The following is a 19,702-nucleotide window of genomic DNA, read 5'->3' as shown; positions in this document are numbered from 1 at the left end:
CCCACAGGAAGACTGAAGTCATGAGCACAGAAGACAGGACAGAATCCACAGGGAACGGACGGTGGTATATCGTCCATACCTATTCCGGATTCGAACAGCGCGTCGAGCAGACCATCCGCGAAATGATGCGGACAGGGCAGGACAAAGGCCTCATCGAGGAGGTTGTCATGCCCACCGAAAAGGTCGTGGAGATGGTCAAGGGCGAGAAGCGCACGTCTACCCGGAAGTTCTACCCCGGGTACGTCATGATCAAGATGGTCCTGACGGACGACTCCTGGCACCTGATTCAGTCTATTCCCCGGGTGACCGGGTTTGTGGGCGGCAAGAACCGACCCACTCCGATGCGGGACAGCGAGGCCAAGAACATCCTTTCCATGATGGAATCCCGTCAGGAAAAGCCTCGTCCCAAGTACAACTTTGAGCGCGGCGACGACGTGCGCGTCATCGACGGCCCCTTCAGCGGCTTCAACGGCGTGGTCGAGGAAGTCAACTACGATAAGGGCAAACTCCGCGTCTCCGTGTCCATATTCGGTCGTCAGACTCCCGTGGAACTGGACTTCGTCCAGGTCGACAAGGGATAACGACCGTTCCAATCGCTACCACCATAGCGAATTTATTCATTAAGGAACGATACGATGGCCAAGAAAGAAATCGGAAAGATCAAGCTGCAGATTCCCGCCGGCTCGGCGAACCCGTCGCCTCCGGTTGGTCCGGCTCTGGGCCAGCACGGCGTGAACATAATGGAATTCTGCAAGGCATTCAATGCCAAGACGCAGGACCAGAAGGGCATGATCATCCCGGTGATCATCACCGTCTTTGCGGACCGCTCCTTCACCTTCATCACCAAGACTCCCCCGGCGGCGGTTCTGCTGCGCAAGGCTGCCAAGATCGAAAAGGGATCCGGTGAGCCCAACAAGAAAAAGGTCGGCAAGGTCACCAAGGCTCAGATTCGCGAAATTGCGGAACTGAAAATGCCCGATCTGAACGCCCGCGATGTCGAGGCCGCCATGATCACCATCGAAGGCACCGCCCGCAGCATGGGCCTCGAAGTCAAGGGTTAGTGAGGATACAAGCAATGCCCAAGCACGGAAAGAAATACCGCAACGCTGTGGAAGGTACCGACACCACGGCAAAGCACGACGTCGAAGCTGGTCTCCAGATCGCCATCGACAATGCTTTCGCCAAGTTTGACGAAACCGTGGATGTCGCCATCAACCTTGGTGTTGACCCGAAGTATTCCGATCAGATGGTTCGTGGTGCAGTCAGCCTGCCCCACGGCCTCGGCAAGGACGTCCGCGTCGCCGCCTTCTGTAAGGGCGACAAGGAAGCCGAAGCCAAGGAAGCCGGAGCCGACATCGTCGGTGCCGATGACCTGGTCGAGAAGATTCAGGGCGGATGGCTCGAGTTCGACAAGGCCGTGGCCACCCCGGACATGATGGCGCTCGTCGGCCGCATCGGTAAGGTGCTCGGCCCCCGCGGCATGATGCCCAACGCCAAGACCGGAACCGTAACTTTCGAAATCGGCAACGCCATCTCCGAACTCAAGGCCGGTAAGGTCGAGTTCAAGGTGGACAAGGCAGGCGTCCTGCACGCTCCCATCGGCAAGGTTTCCTTCGGCGCTGAAAAGCTCCAGGACAATCTGCGCACGTTGCTCGACACCATCAACCGCATGAAGCCGTCCTCCGCCAAGGGCACCTACATGAAGGCTGTGGCCATCGCCACGACCATGGGCCCCGGCGTTAAGGTCGACCCCCTGTCGGTTCGCCGTTTCATCGGCGCGTAAATAGTGGACCTCCCGGTCGGTTTTCGACCGGGAATGAATACAGCACGGGAAGTTGTGTCAGAGAAAGCAGGTGGGGCGACCCTTAAATTCTGCCGAGACAAACTGACTCGCTTTCCGGGCCGAACGACTAGGAGTTGGGATGAATAGGCAAGAGAAAGCTCAGATCATCGAGAGCCTCAACGAGAGGGCCTCGAAGGCGAGTATTGCCGTCGTCTCCGATTTCAAGGGCATGAGCGTTGAAGAGACGAACGTCCTTCGCGACAAGCTCAATGAAGTCGGCGTAGACTACCAGGTCGTCAAGAATACCCTGGCCCGGTTGGCTCTGGAAGGTACCGATCACGAACACCTCTCGGAGCAGTTCAAGGAAAACTGCGCAGTTGCGCTGGGCTACGATGATCCCGTAGCAGCAGCCAAGGCGCTTGCGGATTTCGCCAAGACCTCGAAGAAATTCGAGCTGAAGTTCGCATCCCTTGAGGGCAAGTATCTTGACGAAGCGGCGGTGAAAGAGCTCGCCAAGATGCCCAGCAGGCCGGAGCTCCTCAGCTCCATGCTCGGCACCATGCAGGCTGTCCCGAGAAACTTCGTGTGCCTGTTTGCCAATGTGCAGCGCAAGCTCCTCTGGGCCCTTACTGCTATTAAGGACCAGCAGGAAACCGCGTAACCGGAACCAAAAAAAGCGAATCGATTTCCCAGGAGGAAAACAATGGCTGACATCACCAAAGAGCAGGTTGTCGAGTTCATCGGCAACATGACCGTTCTGGAACTGTCCGAGTTTATCAGCGAGCTGGAAGAGAAGTTCGGCGTTGAAGCCGCTGCTCCGGCCGCCGCCGTCATGGCCGCTCCGGCCGCTGGTGGCGCAGAAGGCGCTGAAGAAGAAGAAAAGACCGAATTCGACGTGGTCCTGAAGAGCCCCGGCGGCAACAAGATCGCCGTCATCAAGGCTGTTCGCGCCATCACCGGTCTCGGCCTCAAAGAAGCCAAGGCCATCGTCGACGAAGCTCCGAAGCCGCTCAAGGAAGGCGCTTCCAAGGACGAAGCCGAAGAAGCCAAAAAGCAGCTTGAAGAAGCTGGCGCTGAAGTTGAAGTCAAGTAAGCTCAGCGATTTCAATATACAGAACAAAGAGCGCAAGCCCTTTGTAAGGGTGTTGCGCTCTTTGTCCTGTCTGTGTATATACTGTCAGAATTCGCTTTGACTTTTGGTTATGAAGAGACCGGTCACCGGGTGACCGGGGTCTTCGTTTTTCGTGCACAGCGTGCGCGGAGATTGCACTGCCACCCGATTTCCATAAGTCGTTTCGGCGTCCTAGGCTGAAACCGGCCGTTGAGGGCCAGCGTCCAAGCCGAGCATCCATCCCAACAGCAAACGTACGGCATGAGGGTACAATGGGTCAGCTCAGAAAGTATTTCGGTAAGATCGAAAATACCTTGCCTTTTCCCCACCTGCTCGAACTGCAGGTGGATTCCTACAAACGATTCCTTCAAGACGAAGTTTCTCCGGCCAGCCGGGGCGACCTCGGCCTCGAAGGTGTTTTTCGTTCGGTTTTTCCCATCGAGGACTTCAACCGTACGGCAAGTCTTGAGTTCGTCAGCTATGAAATAGGCGAACCCAAGTACGACGTCGACGAGTGTATCTCGAAGGGCCTCACCTACGAAACCCCGCTGCGGATCAAGGTCCGCCTTGTGGTTTTCGACGTGGACGAGGAAACCGAGAATCGCACCATTCGCGACATCAAGGAACAGGACATCTACTTCGGCACCTTGCCGCTGATGACCGAGAAGGGCACGTTTGTCATAAACGGCACCGAGCGCGTCATCGTCAACCAGCTGCAGCGCAGCCCCGGTATCATCTTCGAACATGATTCCGGCAAGTCGCACTCCAGCCGCAAGGTTCTGTATTCCGCCCGCGTCATCCCCATGAGGGGATCGTGGCTCGACTTCGACTTCGACCACAAGGACATCCTGCACGTGCGTATCGACCGCCGTCGCAAGATGCCCTGCACGGTGCTGCTCAAGGCCATGGGCATGACCAGTGCCGACATTCTCAACTTCTTCTATGATGTCGAAGAATACAGCATTGCCAACGGCAAGGTCGAGCGCAAGGTCGTTGAAAACCAGTTCCGCAAGGAACCGGCGCACATCGACCTTGAAGCGGGTGACAAGGTGGTCACCAAAAAAGGCGCCCTCATCACGAAGGGAGCCTGGCGCAAACTCATCCGCGCAGGCGTGGAGTGGATCGAAGTCGATCCCGACGCGCCCATCGGACTGTTTGCCGCACGCGATATTGTCGACAGCAACGGCGAAGTGCTCGTTCAGGCTGCCGAGGAAATCAGCGCTGAATCCCTGACCAAGCTGATCGAAGCAGGCGTTACCGACCTGCCCGTTCTGCACACCAAGGGTTCCGGCGTCTCCTCGTCCCTGCGCGACAGCCTCATGCTGGACAAGACCACGGACACCGAGACAGCTCAGATCGAGATATACCGCCGTCTGCGGCCCAGTTCGCCGCCGACGCCCGAAGTCGCATCCAGCTTCTTCGAAAACCTCTTCCGCAGTTCCGACTACTACGACCTCTCCACGGTCGGTCGGTACAAACTCAATTCCCGCCTCGGCGTGGATGAGGACAAGGACCTGCGGACCCTGAGCAACAACGACATCCTCCAGGCCATCAGAGAGCTCATCCGCCTCAAGGACGAGCACGGCCCGGCCGACGACATCGACCACCTCGGCAACCGCCGTGTGCGTCCTGTCGGCGAACTGGTGGAGAACCAGTATCGCATCGGCCTTGTCCGCATGGAGCGCGCCATCAAGGAGCGCATGAGCCTGCAGGAAGTCGCCACGCTCATGCCCCACGACCTCATCAACCCCAAGCCCGTGGCCGCGGTGCTCAAGGAGTTCTTCGGAACCTCCCAGCTCTCGCAGTTCATGGACCAGACCAACCCGCTTTCCGAGGTCACTCACAAGCGCCGCCTGTCCGCACTGGGCCCCGGCGGTCTGACCCGCGAACGCGCAGGGTTCGAGGTTCGCGACGTGCATACGTCGCACTACGGACGCATCTGCCCGATTGAAACGCCGGAAGGCCCGAACATCGGTCTGATCGTGTCCCTGACCTGCTACGCCAAGGTCAACGACTACGGATTCATCGAAACTCCGTACCGCGTGGTCAAGGACCATCAGGTAACGGACGATGTCATATATATGGACGCGTCCCGCGAAGCCGGCGAGGTGGTGGCTCAGGCCAACTCCATCATCGCCGAAGACCGCACCTTCGCGAACCCGCGTGTCCAGACCCGCATCACCGGCGACGTCCAGATGTCGCTTCGTGAAGACGTGACCCTTATGGACATCAGCCCGTCCCAGATCGTTTCGATCTCCGCCGCGCTGATTCCGTTCCTTGAGCACGACGACGCGAACCGTGCACTCATGGGTTCCAACATGCAGCGCCAGGCAGTGCCTCTGCTGCGTGCCGAGGAACCGCTGGTCGGAACCGGTATGGAAGGCATTGTTGCCCGCGACTCCGGAGCATGCATCCTTGCCGAGGAAGACGGTCTCGTCCACTACGTGGACGCCGAGCGCCTGATCCTCAACTACGGCAACGGATTCTCCCCTGCCACGGGCGGCACCAAGCACTACGAGCTGCAGAAGTGGCACAAGTCCAACCAGAACTCCTGCTTCGGCCAGCGTTCCCGCGTACAGGTGGGGCAGAAGGTCAAGAAGGGCGACGTTCTTGCGGACGGTCCGGCCATTGAAGACGGCGAGCTTGCCATCGGCAAGAACCTGCTCGTGGCGTTCATGCCCTGGTGCGGTTTCAACTTCGAGGACTCCATCCTCATCTCCGAGCGTATGGTCAAGGAAGACGTCTACACCTCGATTCACATCGAGGAGTTCGAAGTCGTCGCCCGTGACACCAAGCTCGGACCCGAAGAAATAACCCGCGACATCTCGAACGTTTCCGAAGAGATGCTGCGAAACCTCGACGATTGCGGCATCATCCGCATCGGCGCGCGCGTCAAGCCCGACGACATCATGGTCGGTAAGATCACGCCCAAGGGCGAGACGCAGCTGACCCCCGAGGAAAAGCTGCTGCGCGCGATATTCGGCGACAAGGCCCGCGACGTGAAGAACACGTCCCTCAAGGTCCCGCCGGGAATCGACGGCACCGTCGTCGATGTCAAGGTCTTCAACCGTCGCTCCGGCGAGAAGGACGAGCGTACCAAGTCCATCGAGGAATGGGAGCTGTCCAAGTTCGACGCCAAGGAAAGCAAGCACATCGCTGCGCTTTCCGACGAGACCCGCGAGAAGATCTGGCAGGCAGCAGAAGGTACCACCTTCGCCAGGGAGCTGAGTGGCGCCCGCAAGGCCGTGCTCGGAAAACCCGGTCAGCCGGTGACCCGCGAGGCCGTGTTCGGCGTCCCGGTCAAGAAGCTTCTCGGCATCTTCGATTCCGAGGTCAACGACCAGGTCAAGCAGCTGATTGCCGACTACGAGAATCAGGTGCGGGCCATCAAGAACATCTATGACGTCAAGCGCGAGAAAGTCACCGAAGGCGACGATCTGCCCCCGGGCGTCATCAAGATGGTCAAGGTCTACGTCGCCGTTAAGCGCAAGCTCAACGTTGGTGACAAAATGGCGGGCCGCCACGGTAACAAGGGTGTCGTCTCCTGCATTCTGCCGGAAGAGGACATGCCTTTCTTCGCCGACGGCACGCCGATGGACATCGTGCTCAACCCGCTGGGCGTTCCTTCCCGTATGAACATCGGGCAGATCATGGAAACCCATCTGGGCTGGGCCGGATATGAACTCGGCCGCCAGATCAACCGCTACATGGACGAGCACGACCAGCTCTCCGAAGTGCGCGACGAGGTCAAGGACATCTTCAAGTCCGATGAAATCGCTTCCCTCGTGGACGGGATGGACGACGAAGAGTTCGTCAAGGCCGTGCGTCGCGTCCGTCGCGGCATCGTTGCCAAGACTCCGGTCTTCGACGGTGCGTTGGAAGAGGAGATCTGGGACTGGCTGGACCGTGCCCGCGTGCCTCGCGACGGCAAGATGGTCCTGTACGACGGACGCACCGGCGAGCCGTTCCACAACAGGGTGACCGTGGGCATCATGTACATGCTGAAGCTCCACCACCTTGTTGACGAAAAGATACACGCCCGTTCCACCGGTCCGTACTCGCTGGTCACCCAGCAGCCTCTGGGCGGTAAGGCCCAGTTCGGCGGACAGCGGCTCGGTGAAATGGAAGTCTGGGCTCTCGAAGCCTATGGCGCGGCCTATCTCCTGCAGGAGTTCCTCACCGTCAAGTCAGACGATGTGCAGGGCCGCGTGAAGATGTACGAGAAGATCGTCAAGGGTGACAACTTCCTCGAAGCGGGACTCCCCGAGTCCTTCAACGTTCTGGTCAAGGAACTCATGTCCCTCGGCCTCGACGTGACGCTCAAGCACGAGGAAAAACCCGTGAAGCAGGCCGACCGCAGGATTCCTTACGAGGAAACCCGCAACGGCTAAGCAAAATATATATACCCGGCCCTCCTTGCGGGGGGCCGGGTCAAGATAACTTTTAGATCAAGAGGGTTATCAGATGACGTTGGACGACCTGTTCACCCTGCGCGGAGCCCCTAACGCCAATATGGACGGCAAGGGACTCAAGGCGATCCAGATATCAATAGCCGCCCCTGAGAGCATCAGGGAGTGGTCTTTCGGCGAGGTCAAGAAGCCGGAGACCATCAACTACCGTACCTTCAAGCCGGAGCGCGACGGCCTTTTCTGTGCCAAGATCTTCGGCCCCGTGAAGGACTACGAGTGCAACTGCGGCAAATACAAACGCATGAAGCACCGCGGCATCGTGTGCGAAAAGTGCGGTGTCGAGGTCATTGCCTCCAAGGTGAGGCGCGAGCGCATGGGCCACATCGAGCTTGCCGCTCCCGTGGCGCACATCTGGTTTCTGAAGACCCTGCCTTCCAAGATCGGTACCCTGCTGGACATCACCATGGCCGATCTGGAGAAGGTTCTGTACTTCGATTCCTATCTCGTGCTCGATCCCGGCGAGACCCCACTGAAAAAGCTGCAGGTCATCTCCGAGGATCAGTTCCTTCAGGTTATCGACCACTTTGGCGAAGACGCCATCGAAGTGGGCATGGGCGCCGAGACCATCAAGGGTCTTCTGGAACAGCTCGACCTGGAGACCCTGCGCGTGGAACTGCGCGAGGAATCCCGCAGCACCCGTTCGCAGACCAAGAAGAAGAAACTTACCAAGCGACTCAAGATCGTCGAGGCATTCCTCGAATCCGGCAACAAGCCCGAGTGGATGATCATGGAAGTGATTCCGGTCATTCCGCCCGAGTTGCGCCCGCTCGTCCCCTTGGACGGCGGCCGTTTTGCCACCTCGGACCTCAACGACCTGTACCGCAGGGTCATCAACAGGAACAACCGCCTGCGCAGGCTGCTGGAACTCGGCGCGCCCGAGATCATCATCCGCAACGAAAAGCGCATGCTGCAGGAATCCGTTGACGCCCTGTTCGACAACGGACGCCGCGGCCGGGCCATCACCGGCACCAACGGTCGTCCGCTCAAGTCGCTTTCCGACATGATCAAGGGCAAGCAGGGCCGCTTCCGTCAGAACCTGCTCGGCAAGCGCGTCGACTACTCCGGTCGTTCGGTCATCGTGGTCGGCCCCAAGCTGAAGCTGCACCAGTGCGGCCTGCCCAAAAAGATGGCGCTGGAGCTGTTCAAGCCGTTCATCTATTCCGAGCTTGAAAAGCGCGAAATCGCCACCACCATTAAGAGCGCCAAGAAGATGGTCGAGCGCGAAGACCTTGTTGTCTGGGACATCCTGGAGGACGTGGTCCGCGAATATCCCATCATGCTCAACCGCGCACCGACGCTGCACCGCCTCGGCATTCAGGCTTTCGAGCCGCTGCTCGTCGAAGGCAAGGCCATTCAGCTGCACCCGCTCGTCTGCTCCGCATACAACGCGGACTTCGACGGTGACCAGATGGCCGTGCACGTGCCTCTCTCCGTAGAGGCGCAGATCGAGTGCCGCGTGCTGATGATGAGTTCCAACAACATCATGAGCCCCTCCAACGGCTCGCCGGTCATCAACCCCTCGCAGGACATCGTGCTTGGTCTGTACTACCTGACCAGCCCGCGTTCCTTCGAGCCGGGTGAAGGCATGATCTTCTCGGATCCGGATGAGGTCATCCGCGCCAACGACGCCGGCGTCATCAGCCTGCATTCGCGCATCAAGGTGCGTATTGACGGCAAGCTGGAGGAAACCACCTGCGGTCGCATCCTCGTGCACGCGATCATCCCGGGCAAGCTGCCCTTTGATCTGGTCAACTGCACGCTGAACAAGAAGAACATCGGCCGTCTGGTCGGCGGTGCCTACCGTCTGGCAGGCACCAAGGCCTCGGTCATTCTCTGCGACAAGCTCAAGGACCTCGGTTACGAGTACGCCACCCGCGCGGGCGTGACCATTGCGGTGCAGGACCTGAAGATTCCGGACAAGAAGCCGGAGCTCATCGGTACCGCCACCGCCGAGGTGGAGACCATTGAAAACCAGTTCCGGGACGGCATCATCACCCGTACCGAGAAATACAATAAGGTCGTCGACGTCTGGACCAAGACCACCAATGATGTCTCCAATGAAATGATGCAGGAGATGTCCATCGATGTGATCTCGGACCCGAAGACCGGCAAGACCGAAGAGAACCCGAGCTTCAACCCCATCTACATGATGGCGACCTCGGGCGCTCGAGGCAACCAGGACCAGATGCGTCAGCTCGCAGGTATGCGCGGTCTCATGGCCAAGCCCTCCGGCGAGATCATCGAGACGCCGATTACCGCGTCGTTCCGTGAAGGTCTGTCCATTCTGCAGTACTTCATCTCGACTCACGGCGCTCGTAAGGGTCTCGCGGACACCGCACTCAAGACCGCGAACTCCGGTTACCTGACCCGTCGCCTCGTGGACGTGGTTCAGGACGTGACCATCGCGGAGAAGGACTGCGGCACCGTGGACGGACTTGAGCTCACCCACTACATTAAGGGTGGTGAAATCAAGCAGCGTCTGGCCGAGCGTGTGCTCGGACGCGTCACCATGTTCGACGTGTACGACGAAGGCACCGGCGAGCTGGTCATTCCGGCCAATACGCTCATCGATGAAGCCTACGCCGACAAGCTGGACAACGCGGGCATCAACTCCATCCTGATCCGCTCGGCGCTGACCTGCCGCAGCAAGCGGGGCGTCTGCGCATACTGCTACGGACGCGACCTTGCCCGCGGTCATCTGGTCAACGTTGGCGAGACCGTCGGCATCATCGCGGCACAGTCCATCGGTGAGCCCGGTACCCAGCTGACCATGCGTACCTTCCACATCGGTGGTACCGCATCCAAGGAGATCGAGCAGTCCACCATTGAAGCCCAGCATCAGGGGCGCGTGACCTTCTCCCGTATGCGCACCGTCAGCAACTCCGAGGGCCAGGTCATGGTGCTCGGCAAGAGCTGCCAGGTCGGCATCGTGGACGATCAGGGCCGCGAGCGTGAAAAGTACGTGCTGCCTTCGGGCGCGCGTCTCATGGTCGAGGAAGGTCAGGAAGTCAAGAAGGGCACCCTCATGGCCGAGTGGGAACCGTTCATCGAACCGTTCATCACCGACGTGGCGGGTTACATCCGCTTCCACGACATCATAGAAGGCAAGACCGTGCAGGAGGACCGCACATCCAGATCCTCCTACACCGTCATGGAATACCGCACCACCAGTTACCGTCCCGCGCTGTCCATCGTGGACAAGGACGGCAAGGTGCTCACCCGTCCCGGCTCCGCAACCCCGGCGCATTTTTCCATGCCCGTGGGCGCGATTCTCATGGCCAAGGACGGCGACGAAGTCCGCGCCGGTGACGTCATCGCACGTAAGCCGCGTGAGTCTTCCAAGACCAAGGACATCGTCGGTGGTCTGCCGCGCGTTGCAGAGCTCTTCGAAGTCCGCAAGCCCAAGGACATGGGCGTCGTCTCCGAAATCGACGGCGTGGTGACCTTCGGCCCGGATACCAAGGGCAAGCGCAAGCTCATCGTCACCCCCGAAACCGGCGAGCCCCGCGAATACCTCATTCCCAAGGGCAAGCACATCACGGTTACGGACGGCGATTTTGTCGAAGCCGGCGACCTCATGACCGAAGGCAGCCCCGAGCTGCACGACATCCTGAAGATCAAGGGCGAAAAGCACCTTGCTCGCTACCTCGTTGAGGAAATTCAGGACGTGTACCGCTTCCAGGGCGTTAACATCAACGACAAGCACATCGAGATCATCGTTCGCCAGATGCTGAAGAAGGTGAGCATCGTCGATCCCGGCGACACCAGCTTCCTCATGGGCGAGCAGGTGGACAAGCAGCGCTTCCAGGAAGAGAACCAGAAGATCGTGGCCGAGGAAGGTATCCCGGCCGTGGCACAGAATCTGGTCCTCGGAATCACGCAGGCATCCCTGTCCACCGACTCCTTCATCTCCGCGGCCTCCTTCCAGGAGACCACCAAGGTGCTGACCGAAGCCGCGCTGCGCGGCAAGTCCGACTACCTGCGCGGCTTGAAGGAAAACGTGATCGTCGGCCGTCTGGTTCCGGCAGGTACCGGTTACCGCCGTTACGCCAACACCGACATCGTTGTGCCCGAACAGCCCGAACGTTCCGACAAGTTCCTCGAAGAACTGGAGGAAAACCCGTTGCTCGTGTAGATCGAGCAGGGCCCGGGCCCATCATAATCCACCCGGCCGGAGGAGCCCGACTCCTCCGGCCTTTTTTATGGAAGGCGGCTGTCAAGGAGAAAAACCTTGACAAGCTGTTTGTTTTGAGAATACAGACGGTCCTCTTTGCCCTCGTTGGCAGGGAAGTCTGGAATCAAAATTGGAGGAAGAATGCCCACCATCAATCAGTTGATCCGCAACAAGCGGAACAAGATGGTCAAGCGCAAAAAGACCCCCGCACTGCACGAGTGCCCGCAGCGCCGCGGCGTCTGCACCAGGGTCTATACCACGACTCCCAAGAAGCCGAACTCCGCGCTTCGCAAGGTTGCCCGTGTGCGTCTGACCAACGGTATCGAAGTGACCGCCTACATCGGCGGCGAAGGTCACAACCTTCAGGAACACTCCGTGGTTCTGATCCGCGGCGGTCGTGTCAAGGACCTTCCCGGTGTGCGTTACCACATCGTTCGCGGTTCCCTCGACACCTCCGGCGTCGCCGATCGTCGCCGCGGCCGTTCCAAGTACGGCGCAAAGCGTCCCAAGTAGATTCATTCGTTCGTAATGCCCAGGGTGCGACGACAAAGTAGGATGAGGCATCCGAAATAATGTCCCCCCGGCCAAAATTCAGGAGAAGGCTATGCCTCGTAAAGGCCCAGTCCCCAAGCGGCAGATTCTGCCGGATCCGGTGTACGGCAGCAAGCTGATCACCAGGTTCATCAACCGCCTCATGCTCGACGGTAAGAAGAGCACCGCGGAAAGAATTTTCTACCAGGCTCTCGAAGTCCTCGGCGAAAAGACCAACGAAGAACCCGTCAAGGCTTTCGAGAAGGCCCTGGACAACGTCAAGCCCTCCCTGGAAGTCAAGTCCAGGCGTGTGGGCGGTGCGACGTATCAGGTTCCCATGGAAGTGCGCCCCGACCGTCAGGTCGCCCTCGCAATCCGCTGGCTCATCGCATATTCGCGTGGCCGCGGCGAAAAGGGCATGATTTCGCGTCTTTCCGGTGAACTGCTTGACGCTTTCAATAACCGTGGTGGTGCCGTCAAGAAGCGTGAAGACACGCTCAAGATGGCTGAGGCCAACAAGGCCTTTGCACACTACCGCTGGTAGCTTCAGAGAGGAATAGTACAGTGCCAAGACAGGTTCCCAGAGATAAACAGCGCAATATTGGTATCATGGCCCACATCGATGCGGGCAAGACTACCACCACTGAGCGTATCCTCTTCTACACCGGTGTGTCTCACAAAATTGGTGAAACACATGACGGCGAATCCACCATGGACTGGATGGCCCAGGAGCAGGAACGCGGCATTACCATTACCTCTGCTGCCACCCAGTGTTTCTGGCGCGATCACCGCGTCAACATCATTGACACTCCCGGCCACGTGGACTTCACCATGGAAGTCGAGCGCGCGCTTCGCGTCCTCGATGGTGCCGTGGCGGTCTTCGACTCCGTTGCCGGTGTTGAGCCGCAGTCCGAAACCGTTTGGCGTCAGGCGGACCGTTATGGCGTTCCCCGTATCGCATTCGTTAACAAGATGGACCGTATCGGCGCCAACTTCTTCCGCGCCTGCGACATGATCAAGAACCGTCTCGGTTCCAAGGCCGTTCCCCTGCAGATCCCCATGGGCTCGGAGGACGAATTCATCGGCGTCGTCGACCTGATCGAAGGCAAGGCCTTCGTTTATGCCGACAACCGCGCCATGGGTAAGGAATACCTCACCGAGGAAATTCCGGCCGAATACCAGGAGCAGTTCGAAGAGCTGCGCGGTGAAATGATCGAAGCCATCGCCGAAGAAGACGAGGATCTCCTCGAAAAGTACCTCGGCGGCGAAGACCTGACCCCGGCAGAACTTCGTGAAGGTGTTCGCAAGGCTACCAACGCCTTGGCCATCTGCCCCGTGCTCTGCGGCAGCGCATTCAAGAACAAGGGCGTGCAGATGCTCCTCGACGCTGTTGTGGACTACCTGCCTTCCCCGCTGGACGTTAAGGCCATTGTCGGCCTGAATCCGGACACCGGTGAAGACGTCCCTTGCGAATGCGACGACGACAAGCCCCTCGCGGCTCTGGCGTTCAAGCTCATGACCGACCCCTTCGTCGGCCACCTGAGCTTCCTGCGCATCTACTCCGGCAAGATCGTCTCCGGCGACAGCGTCATGAACGGCGCTTCCGGCAAGAAGGAGCGCATCGGCCGCCTGCTGAAGATGCATGCAGACAAGCGTGAGGAGATCAAAGAAGCCTACGCCGGTGACATCGTTGCCGCCGTTGGTCTGAAGCACGTCGCCACCGGTGACACCCTGGCCGACCTCAAGAACCCGATCGTTCTGGAATCCCTTGAGGTTCCCGAGCCGGTCATCGAGGTTGCCATTGAGCCCAAGACCAAGGCCGACCGTGATCAGCTCACCAACGCCCTGGCCAAGCTCGCCAAGGAAGACCCCAGTTTCCGCGTCAAGAGTGACGACGACACCGGCCAGACCCTGGTCGCCGGTATGGGCGAGCTGCACCTTGAGATCATCGTTGACCGCCTGCTGCGCGAATTCAACGTCAACGCGAACGTGGGCGCCCCGCAGGTTGCCTACCGCGAAACCATCACCAAGCCGGTGAAGGTTGACGTGAAGCACGCCAAGCAGTCCGGTGGTCGCGGTCAGTACGGTCACGTCGTTCTCGAAGTGGAACCCAACTCCGAAGAAGGATACGAGTTCTCCGACGAGATTAAGGGCGGCGTGATTCCGAAAGAATATATTCCGGCCGTCGACAAGGGTATTCAGGATGCCCTGAAAACCGGTGTTTACGCCGGCTTCCCGGTCGTCGACCTGAAAGTTAAGCTGGTGTTCGGTTCGTACCACGACGTCGACTCCAGTGAGCAGGCCTTCTACATCGCCGGTTCCATGGCGATCAAAGAGGCTTGCAGCAAGGCTGCTCCGGCACTGCTCGAGCCGATCATGGCTGTTGAAGTGGTCACCCCCGAGGAATACCTCGGCGATGTCATGGGTGACCTGAACGGCCGTCGCGGTCGGGTGGGCGAAATGGAAGCCCGTCCCGGCGTGCAGGCTGTTCGCGCCAACGTCCCCCTGTCCGAAATGTTCGGTTACGCAACCGACCTTCGTTCCAAGACGCAGGGCCGCGCGACCTTCACCATGCAGTTCGATCATTACGAGAAAGTGCCCGCCAGCTTGGCAGAGGAAATAATCAAGAAGAACTGATCGCTGAGTCTTCAAGCATAAGTCGGGCTTCCTTGACGTAGGCACCTGTCATCAGATAGGTTGCCCGACCGCTTTGACTCCAGCAGTCATTCGGAGACCACCATTTAGGAGAAACTAGTTATGGCTTCCATGACAAGCGATCGCATCAGGATCAAACTGAAGGCGTACGATTACCGCATTCTCGACAAAGCGGTGACCGAGATCGTCGATACCGCACGGAATACCGGTGCGGCCATTGCCGGTCCCATCCCGCTTCCGACCGAGATTCACCGTACCACGGTGCAGAAGTCGGTACACGTTGACAAGAAGTCCCGCGAACAATTCGAGATGCGGATTCATAAACGCCTGCTGGACATCCTTGAGCCGACCCAGCAGACCGTCGATTCCCTTGGCAAGCTTTCCCTGCCTGCCGGTGTCGATGTGGAAATCAAGCTTTAGAGAGGATATCATGCCGAAAACGCTTGGAATTCTCGGAAAGAAGCTGGGGATGACCCGTATCTTCAAGGATGACGGCACCATTTGTCCTGTCACTGTCATTCAGGCGGGTCCGTGCCCGGTGACGCAGATCAAGACCACCGACAAGGAAGGGTACAGTGCGGTTCAGCTCGGCTACGACGAGCTGCCGGAAAGGTTGACCAACAAGCCCCAGCGCGGCCACCACGAAAAGGCCGGCAAGGGCGTGTTCCGTCACCTTAAGGAGTTCCGCATTGCGAACCCTGAAGAATATGAACTCGGCCAGGAACTCTCCGTCGACCTGTTCACCCTGGGTGAAAAGGTCAAGGTGTCCGGCCGCAGCAAGGGTAAAGGCTTCCAGGGCGTCATGAAGCGCTGGAACTTCGCCGGTCAGCGTGCATCGCACGGTGCCGAGAAGGTCCACCGCGCCACTGGTTCCGTTGGTAACGCGACGTTCCCCGGTCGCATCTGGAAGGGCAAGAAGATGCCCGGCCAGATGGGCAACAAGAACGTCACGGTTCCCAGCGTTGAAATCGTGGACATCCGTCCCGAAGAAAACATCCTTGTGGTGAAGGGTCAGATTCCGGGTCCGAAAGACGGCTTGGTTGTGATCCGCAAAATCGGCTAGCGAGCTAGAGGTAAATGATCATGGCAAACGTAAAAGTTTTCGATCAGAGTAAGAAAGAAGTGGGCGCCATCGAGCTGGCTCCGGAAATCTTCGAGGTTGAAATCCGCCCCGAGATTCTGCAGCTCGTTGTTCGTTCGCAGCTCGCCGCCCGCAGGAGTGGAACCCACGCGACCAAGACCCGTTCTACGATCCGCGGCGGCGGCCGCAAGCCCTGGCGCCAGAAAGGCACCGGACGCGCACGCGCCGGTACCATGCGCTCCCCGCTGTGGCGTGGCGGTGCGACCACTTTTGGTCCCCAGCCCCGTGACTACAGCTTTAAAGTAAACAAGAAGATCCGCAGGCTTGCCATGCGTATGGCACTCTCCTCCCGTCTGGGCGAAGAGAAGCTGACGGTTCTCAACACCATTGATCTTCCCGAGATCAAAACCAAGGGCTTTGTCGAGGTCGTCAAGAGCCTCGGTCTGGAAAAGGCCTTGATAGTCGTCTCGGAAGCTGATAAGAATCTCGTCCTTTCTGCCCGGAATGTTCCCGGCATCAAGATTCTCGAAGCCGAGAAGCTCAATGTCTACGACGTGCTGCGTTACCCCGAACTGGTTATGTTCGAGGGCGCGGCCAAAGACGTGCAGGAGAGGTTGAAGTAATGGATTACACACAAGTTCTCATCAAGCCCGTCATTTCCGAGAAGGCTACCGAAGCCAAGGAAGCCGGGAACTGCGTCTCCTTCTACGTCCACCCCGATTCGAACAAGATCGAGGTGAAGAAAGCCGTCGAAGAGGCATTTAGCGTCAAGGTCGAATCCGTGAACATCGTCAAGAAAAGGCCTTCCGAGCGCAAGCGCTTTGGCCGGGTGATGGGTCGCATCTCCGGTTCCAAGAAAGCTTACGTGAAGCTGGCCGAGGGCGAAAAAATCGAATTCTTCGAGGGAGTGTAACAAATGGCAACCCGTAAGATGAAGCCTACTTCTCCGGGCCGGCGGTTCCAGACCGTCTCCGAATTCTCGGAGATTACGAGAACCACTCCCGAGAAGTCCCTTACCGTAGGCCTGACCAAAAAATCCGGCAGGAACAACTACGGCCGCGTGACCTCTCGCCGTCGCGGCGGAGGACACAAGCGTCTTTACCGCGTTATCGACTTCAAGCGGTCCAAGCTGGGCATCCCCGCCAAGGTCACCGAGATCGAATACGATCCGAACCGCAGCGCACGCATTGCGCTGTTGACCTACGCAGACGGCGAAAAGCGGTACATCATCGCTCCCGTCGGTCTGAAGCAGGGCGATTCCGTTCTGTCCGGGAAGGGCGCTGATATCAAGCCGGGCAACGCCCTGCGCATCAGCGACATCCCGACTGGTACCGTGCTGCACAACATCGAACTGCAGCCCGGTCGTGGCGGACAGTTCTGCCGCGCAGCCGGCACGTATGCACAGCTCGTGGCGAAGGAAGGCAAGTACGGCCTGCTTCGCATGCCCTCCGGTGAAGTCCGCAAGGTCCTCGTTACCTGTATGGCCACTGTTGGTCAGGTCGGCAACGTGCACCATGAGAGCATCAGACTGGGCAAGGCCGGCCGCAATCGTTGGCAGGGCCGCCGTCCCCAGGTTCGCGGCGTGGCAATGAACCCGATCGACCACCCCCTCGGTGGTGGTGAAGGCAGAAGCTCCGGTGGACGTCACCCCGTCTCTCCGTGGGGCATGCCTGCAAAGGGTTACCGTACTCGCAACAAGAAGAAGGCCTCTTCCAAGCTTATCGTTAAGCGCCGCGGCCAGAAGTAGGAGTTTAGATCATGCCTAGGTCTCTTAAGAAAGGTCCCTTTATAGACGGACACCTGCTCAAGAAGGTCGACAAGGCCTCCGAGTCCGGCGATCGCCGCGTCATCAAGACCTGGTCCCGTCGGTCCACGATCATCCCCGAGATGGTCGGCATGACTTTCGCCGTTCACAACGGCCGGAAGTTCATCCCGGTGTTCGTTACTGAAAATATGGTCGGTCACAAGTTTGGCGAGTTCTCCCCGACCCGTACCTACTACGGCCACGTGGCCGACAAGAAGAAGGGTAAGTAGGGGGTAGAATATGGAAGCCAAAGCTGTTGCCAAATTCATCCGTGTGTCTCCGCGCAAGACTCGTCTTGTGGCTGAGACCGTAAAAGGTAAGCCGGTGGAGGACGCTCTGAACGTCCTGCGCTTCACCCCGAAGAAGCCGGCCCGCATCCTGAGCAAAGTCCTGTACTCTGCCATTGCCAATGCGGAACAAAAGCCCGGTGTGGACGTTGACGCCCTTGTCATCGACAAGATCATCGTCAATGAAGGTCCCACTTGGAAGCGCATCAAGCCCCGTGCAATGGGTCGTGCCTACCGCATCCGCAAACGTACGAGCCACATCACCGTTGTGGTCAAGGAAGCTTAGCTATGGGTCAGAAAGTACATCCTTACGGTTTCAGGCTGGGATACAACAAGAACTGGCAGTCCCGCTGGTTCAGTAAGAAGGACTATCCCGCGTACGTCCTGCAGGACGACAAGGTCCGCAAGTACGTGAAGAAAAAACTGTATCAGGCTGGCGTCGCACGCATCGAAATCGAACGCGCCGGCGGCAAGATCCGCCTGATCATCTCCACCGCCCGCCCCGGTATCGTTATCGGTCGCAAGGGCGTTGAAATTGAGAAACTCCGGGAGGATCTTCGCAGGAAGTTCCAGACCGAGTTTACGATAGAGGTTAGCGAGATCCGCAGGCCCGAAACTGAAGCACAGCTCGTTGCCGAGAACATCGCGCAGCAGCTGGAGCGCCGGATTGCCTTCCGCCGTGCCATGAAGCGCACGGTGGGCCTTGCCAGGAAATTCGGTGCCGAGGGCATCAAGGTCGCTTGTTCCGGTCGTCTGGCCGGTGCAGAAATCGCGCGTTCCGAATGGTACCGCGATGGCCGCGTGCCCCTGCACACTCTTCGCGCCGACATTGACTACGGTTACGCCACCGCGTCCACGACGTACGGTGTGATTGGGGTCCGTGTGTGGGTCTTCAAGGGTGAAATCCTTGACAAAGAGGTCGAACAGTAATGCTTGCTCCGAAGAAGGTTAAACACCGCAAGCGGCAAAAAGGCCGCGTCAGAGGCAAGGCCCAAAGGGGTAACAGCGTGTCCTTCGGCGATATTGGGCTGAAGGCACTGGAGCATGGAAAACTGACCAGCCAGCAGATCGAGTCCGCACGTGTCGCGATCATGCGCCACATCAAGCGTGGCGGTAAGGTTTGGATCCGCGTTTTCCCTGACTTCCCCATCACGTCCAAGCCCGCGGAAGTCCGCATGGGTAAGGGTAAAGGCGCCCCGGAAGGCTGGTGCGCCCCCGTGAGACCGGGCCGTATCATGTATGAGGTAAAAGGCGTGAACATCGAGCTCGCACGCGAAGCGCTGAAGCGCGCTTCCTACAAGCTCCCTGTCAAGTGCGCCATCGTCGTTAAGGAGGGAACGGAGTAATGACCGTCAAAGAACTTCGTGAACTTGACGACACCCAGCTGGCTGAAAAGCTGGTCGAATTCCGCAAGGATCTTTTCGACCTTCGCTTCAAGCACGCCACCGCGCAGCTTGAAAACATCCGCCAGCTTAATGACGTGAAACGTACCATAGCCCGCATCCTGACGATTCAGCGGGAAAGGCAGGGAGCGTAGCCAATGGCTGAGCTGAATAATCAAGGCAACCGGCGCATGCTGACCGGTCTCGTCATCAGCGACAAGGCCGATAAGACCGTTGTCGTTCGTGTTGAGACTCTGGTCAAGCATCCGCTTCTGAAGAAGTATATTCGTCGGCGCAAGAAAGTCATGGCGCATGATCCGGCCAACGACTGCAACACCGGTGATAAGGTCCAGATCGTGGAATCGAGGCCCCTCAGCCGCCGCAAGCGGTGGCACCTCGTGCAAATTGTCGAAAAAGCCAAGTAG

21 protein-coding genes are annotated in these 19,702 nt (G+C 58.8%); all 21 read left to right on the top strand.

All coding sequences use genetic code 11. The annotated features are described in order from the left end of the window. Positions 1-20: 20 nt before the first annotated feature. The 21 genes from nusG to rpsQ all read left to right on the top strand — a co-directional run bounded on the left by nusG (position 21) and on the right by rpsQ (position 19,702). A complete protein-coding gene (nusG, locus tag B149_RS0108495) occupies positions 21-581 on the top strand; it encodes a transcription termination/antitermination protein NusG (protein WP_018124762.1) in 561 nt (186 codons plus the stop codon). A 54-nt stretch (positions 582-635) separates the two neighbouring features. Next, positions 636-1,061, top strand: coding sequence for a 50S ribosomal protein L11 (rplK, locus tag B149_RS0108490; protein WP_018124761.1), 426 nt, complete (start codon positions 636-638; stop codon positions 1,059-1,061). A 14-nt stretch (positions 1,062-1,075) separates the two neighbouring features. Continuing rightward, on the top strand, positions 1,076-1,783 hold the full coding sequence (gene rplA / locus B149_RS0108485) for a 50S ribosomal protein L1 (protein ID WP_018124760.1): 708 nt from the start codon (positions 1,076-1,078) through the stop codon (positions 1,781-1,783). A 139-nt stretch (positions 1,784-1,922) separates the two neighbouring features. Then, on the top strand, positions 1,923-2,444 hold the full coding sequence (rplJ, locus tag B149_RS0108480; protein WP_018124759.1) for a 50S ribosomal protein L10: 522 nt from the start codon (positions 1,923-1,925) through the stop codon (positions 2,442-2,444). A gap of 42 nt (positions 2,445-2,486) precedes the next feature. Next, positions 2,487-2,876 (top strand): 50S ribosomal protein L7/L12, encoded by a 390-nt coding sequence (rplL, locus tag B149_RS0108475; RefSeq protein WP_018124758.1) that lies wholly within the window; start codon positions 2,487-2,489, stop codon positions 2,874-2,876. A 290-nt stretch (positions 2,877-3,166) separates the two neighbouring features. Next, positions 3,167-7,285 (top strand): DNA-directed RNA polymerase subunit beta, encoded by a 4,119-nt coding sequence (gene rpoB, locus B149_RS0108470; RefSeq protein WP_018124757.1) that lies wholly within the window; start codon positions 3,167-3,169, stop codon positions 7,283-7,285. Positions 7,286-7,358: 73 nt separating this feature from the next. Then, positions 7,359-11,498, top strand: coding sequence for a DNA-directed RNA polymerase subunit beta' (rpoC, locus tag B149_RS0108465; RefSeq protein ID WP_018124756.1), 4,140 nt, complete (start codon positions 7,359-7,361; stop codon positions 11,496-11,498). A 180-nt stretch (positions 11,499-11,678) separates the two neighbouring features. Continuing rightward, entirely contained in the window at positions 11,679-12,050 is a 372-nt protein-coding gene (rpsL, locus tag B149_RS0108460; protein WP_018124755.1) for a 30S ribosomal protein S12, read from the top strand. A 91-nt stretch (positions 12,051-12,141) separates the two neighbouring features. Then, positions 12,142-12,612 (top strand): 30S ribosomal protein S7, encoded by a 471-nt coding sequence (gene rpsG, locus B149_RS0108455; protein WP_018124754.1) that lies wholly within the window; start codon positions 12,142-12,144, stop codon positions 12,610-12,612. A gap of 20 nt (positions 12,613-12,632) precedes the next feature. Then, positions 12,633-14,705, top strand: a complete 2,073-nt coding sequence (fusA, locus tag B149_RS0108450; RefSeq protein WP_026167533.1) for an elongation factor G — start codon at positions 12,633-12,635, stop codon at positions 14,703-14,705. Positions 14,706-14,825: 120 nt separating this feature from the next. Further along, positions 14,826-15,143, top strand: coding sequence for a 30S ribosomal protein S10 (gene rpsJ / locus B149_RS0108445; RefSeq protein ID WP_018124752.1), 318 nt, complete (start codon positions 14,826-14,828; stop codon positions 15,141-15,143). Positions 15,144-15,153: 10 nt separating this feature from the next. After that, the gene (rplC, locus tag B149_RS0108440) at positions 15,154-15,786 is read left to right on the top strand and encodes a 50S ribosomal protein L3 (protein WP_018124751.1); all 633 of its coding nucleotides are present in this window, start codon (positions 15,154-15,156) and stop codon (positions 15,784-15,786) included. A gap of 20 nt (positions 15,787-15,806) precedes the next feature. Beyond that, the gene (gene rplD / locus B149_RS0108435) at positions 15,807-16,427 is read left to right on the top strand and encodes a 50S ribosomal protein L4 (protein WP_026167532.1); all 621 of its coding nucleotides are present in this window, start codon (positions 15,807-15,809) and stop codon (positions 16,425-16,427) included. Next, complete coding sequence (gene rplW, locus B149_RS0108430) at positions 16,427-16,717, top strand: 50S ribosomal protein L23 (RefSeq protein WP_018124749.1); 291 nt, start codon at positions 16,427-16,429, stop codon at positions 16,715-16,717. The genes rplD and rplW overlap by 1 nt, the downstream gene beginning before the upstream one ends. Positions 16,718-16,720: 3 nt before the next feature. Then, positions 16,721-17,551 carry a 50S ribosomal protein L2 gene (gene rplB / locus B149_RS0108425; RefSeq protein WP_018124748.1) on the top strand — a complete coding sequence of 277 codons (831 nt, stop codon included), beginning with the start codon at positions 16,721-16,723 and terminating at the stop codon, positions 17,549-17,551. A gap of 11 nt (positions 17,552-17,562) precedes the next feature. Then, a complete protein-coding gene (gene rpsS / locus B149_RS0108420) occupies positions 17,563-17,838 on the top strand; it encodes a 30S ribosomal protein S19 (protein ID WP_018124747.1) in 276 nt (91 codons plus the stop codon). A 10-nt stretch (positions 17,839-17,848) separates the two neighbouring features. Then, complete coding sequence (rplV, locus tag B149_RS0108415) at positions 17,849-18,181, top strand: 50S ribosomal protein L22 (protein ID WP_018124746.1); 333 nt, start codon at positions 17,849-17,851, stop codon at positions 18,179-18,181. 2 nt (positions 18,182-18,183) lie between these two features. Then, positions 18,184-18,825 carry a 30S ribosomal protein S3 gene (gene rpsC, locus B149_RS0108410; protein ID WP_018124745.1) on the top strand — a complete coding sequence of 214 codons (642 nt, stop codon included), beginning with the start codon at positions 18,184-18,186 and terminating at the stop codon, positions 18,823-18,825. Next, a complete protein-coding gene (gene rplP / locus B149_RS0108405; protein WP_018124744.1) occupies positions 18,825-19,241 on the top strand; it encodes a 50S ribosomal protein L16 in 417 nt (138 codons plus the stop codon). The genes rpsC and rplP overlap by 1 nt, the downstream gene beginning before the upstream one ends. Next, entirely contained in the window at positions 19,241-19,432 is a 192-nt protein-coding gene (gene rpmC, locus B149_RS0108400) for a 50S ribosomal protein L29 (RefSeq protein WP_018124743.1), read from the top strand. The genes rplP and rpmC overlap by 1 nt, the downstream gene beginning before the upstream one ends. Before the next feature lie 3 nt (positions 19,433-19,435). Next, positions 19,436-19,702: a 30S ribosomal protein S17 gene (gene rpsQ, locus B149_RS0108395; RefSeq protein ID WP_018124742.1), complete on the top strand. Its 267-nt coding sequence runs from the start codon at positions 19,436-19,438 to the stop codon at positions 19,700-19,702.

It is taken from the genome of Desulfovibrio oxyclinae DSM 11498, from assembly GCF_000375485.1.
Classification (GTDB): domain Bacteria; phylum Desulfobacterota; class Desulfovibrionia; order Desulfovibrionales; family Desulfovibrionaceae; genus Pseudodesulfovibrio; species Pseudodesulfovibrio oxyclinae.
Note: the sequence above shows the minus strand (reverse complement) of the source record. Positions and strands in the feature narration are given on the sequence as shown.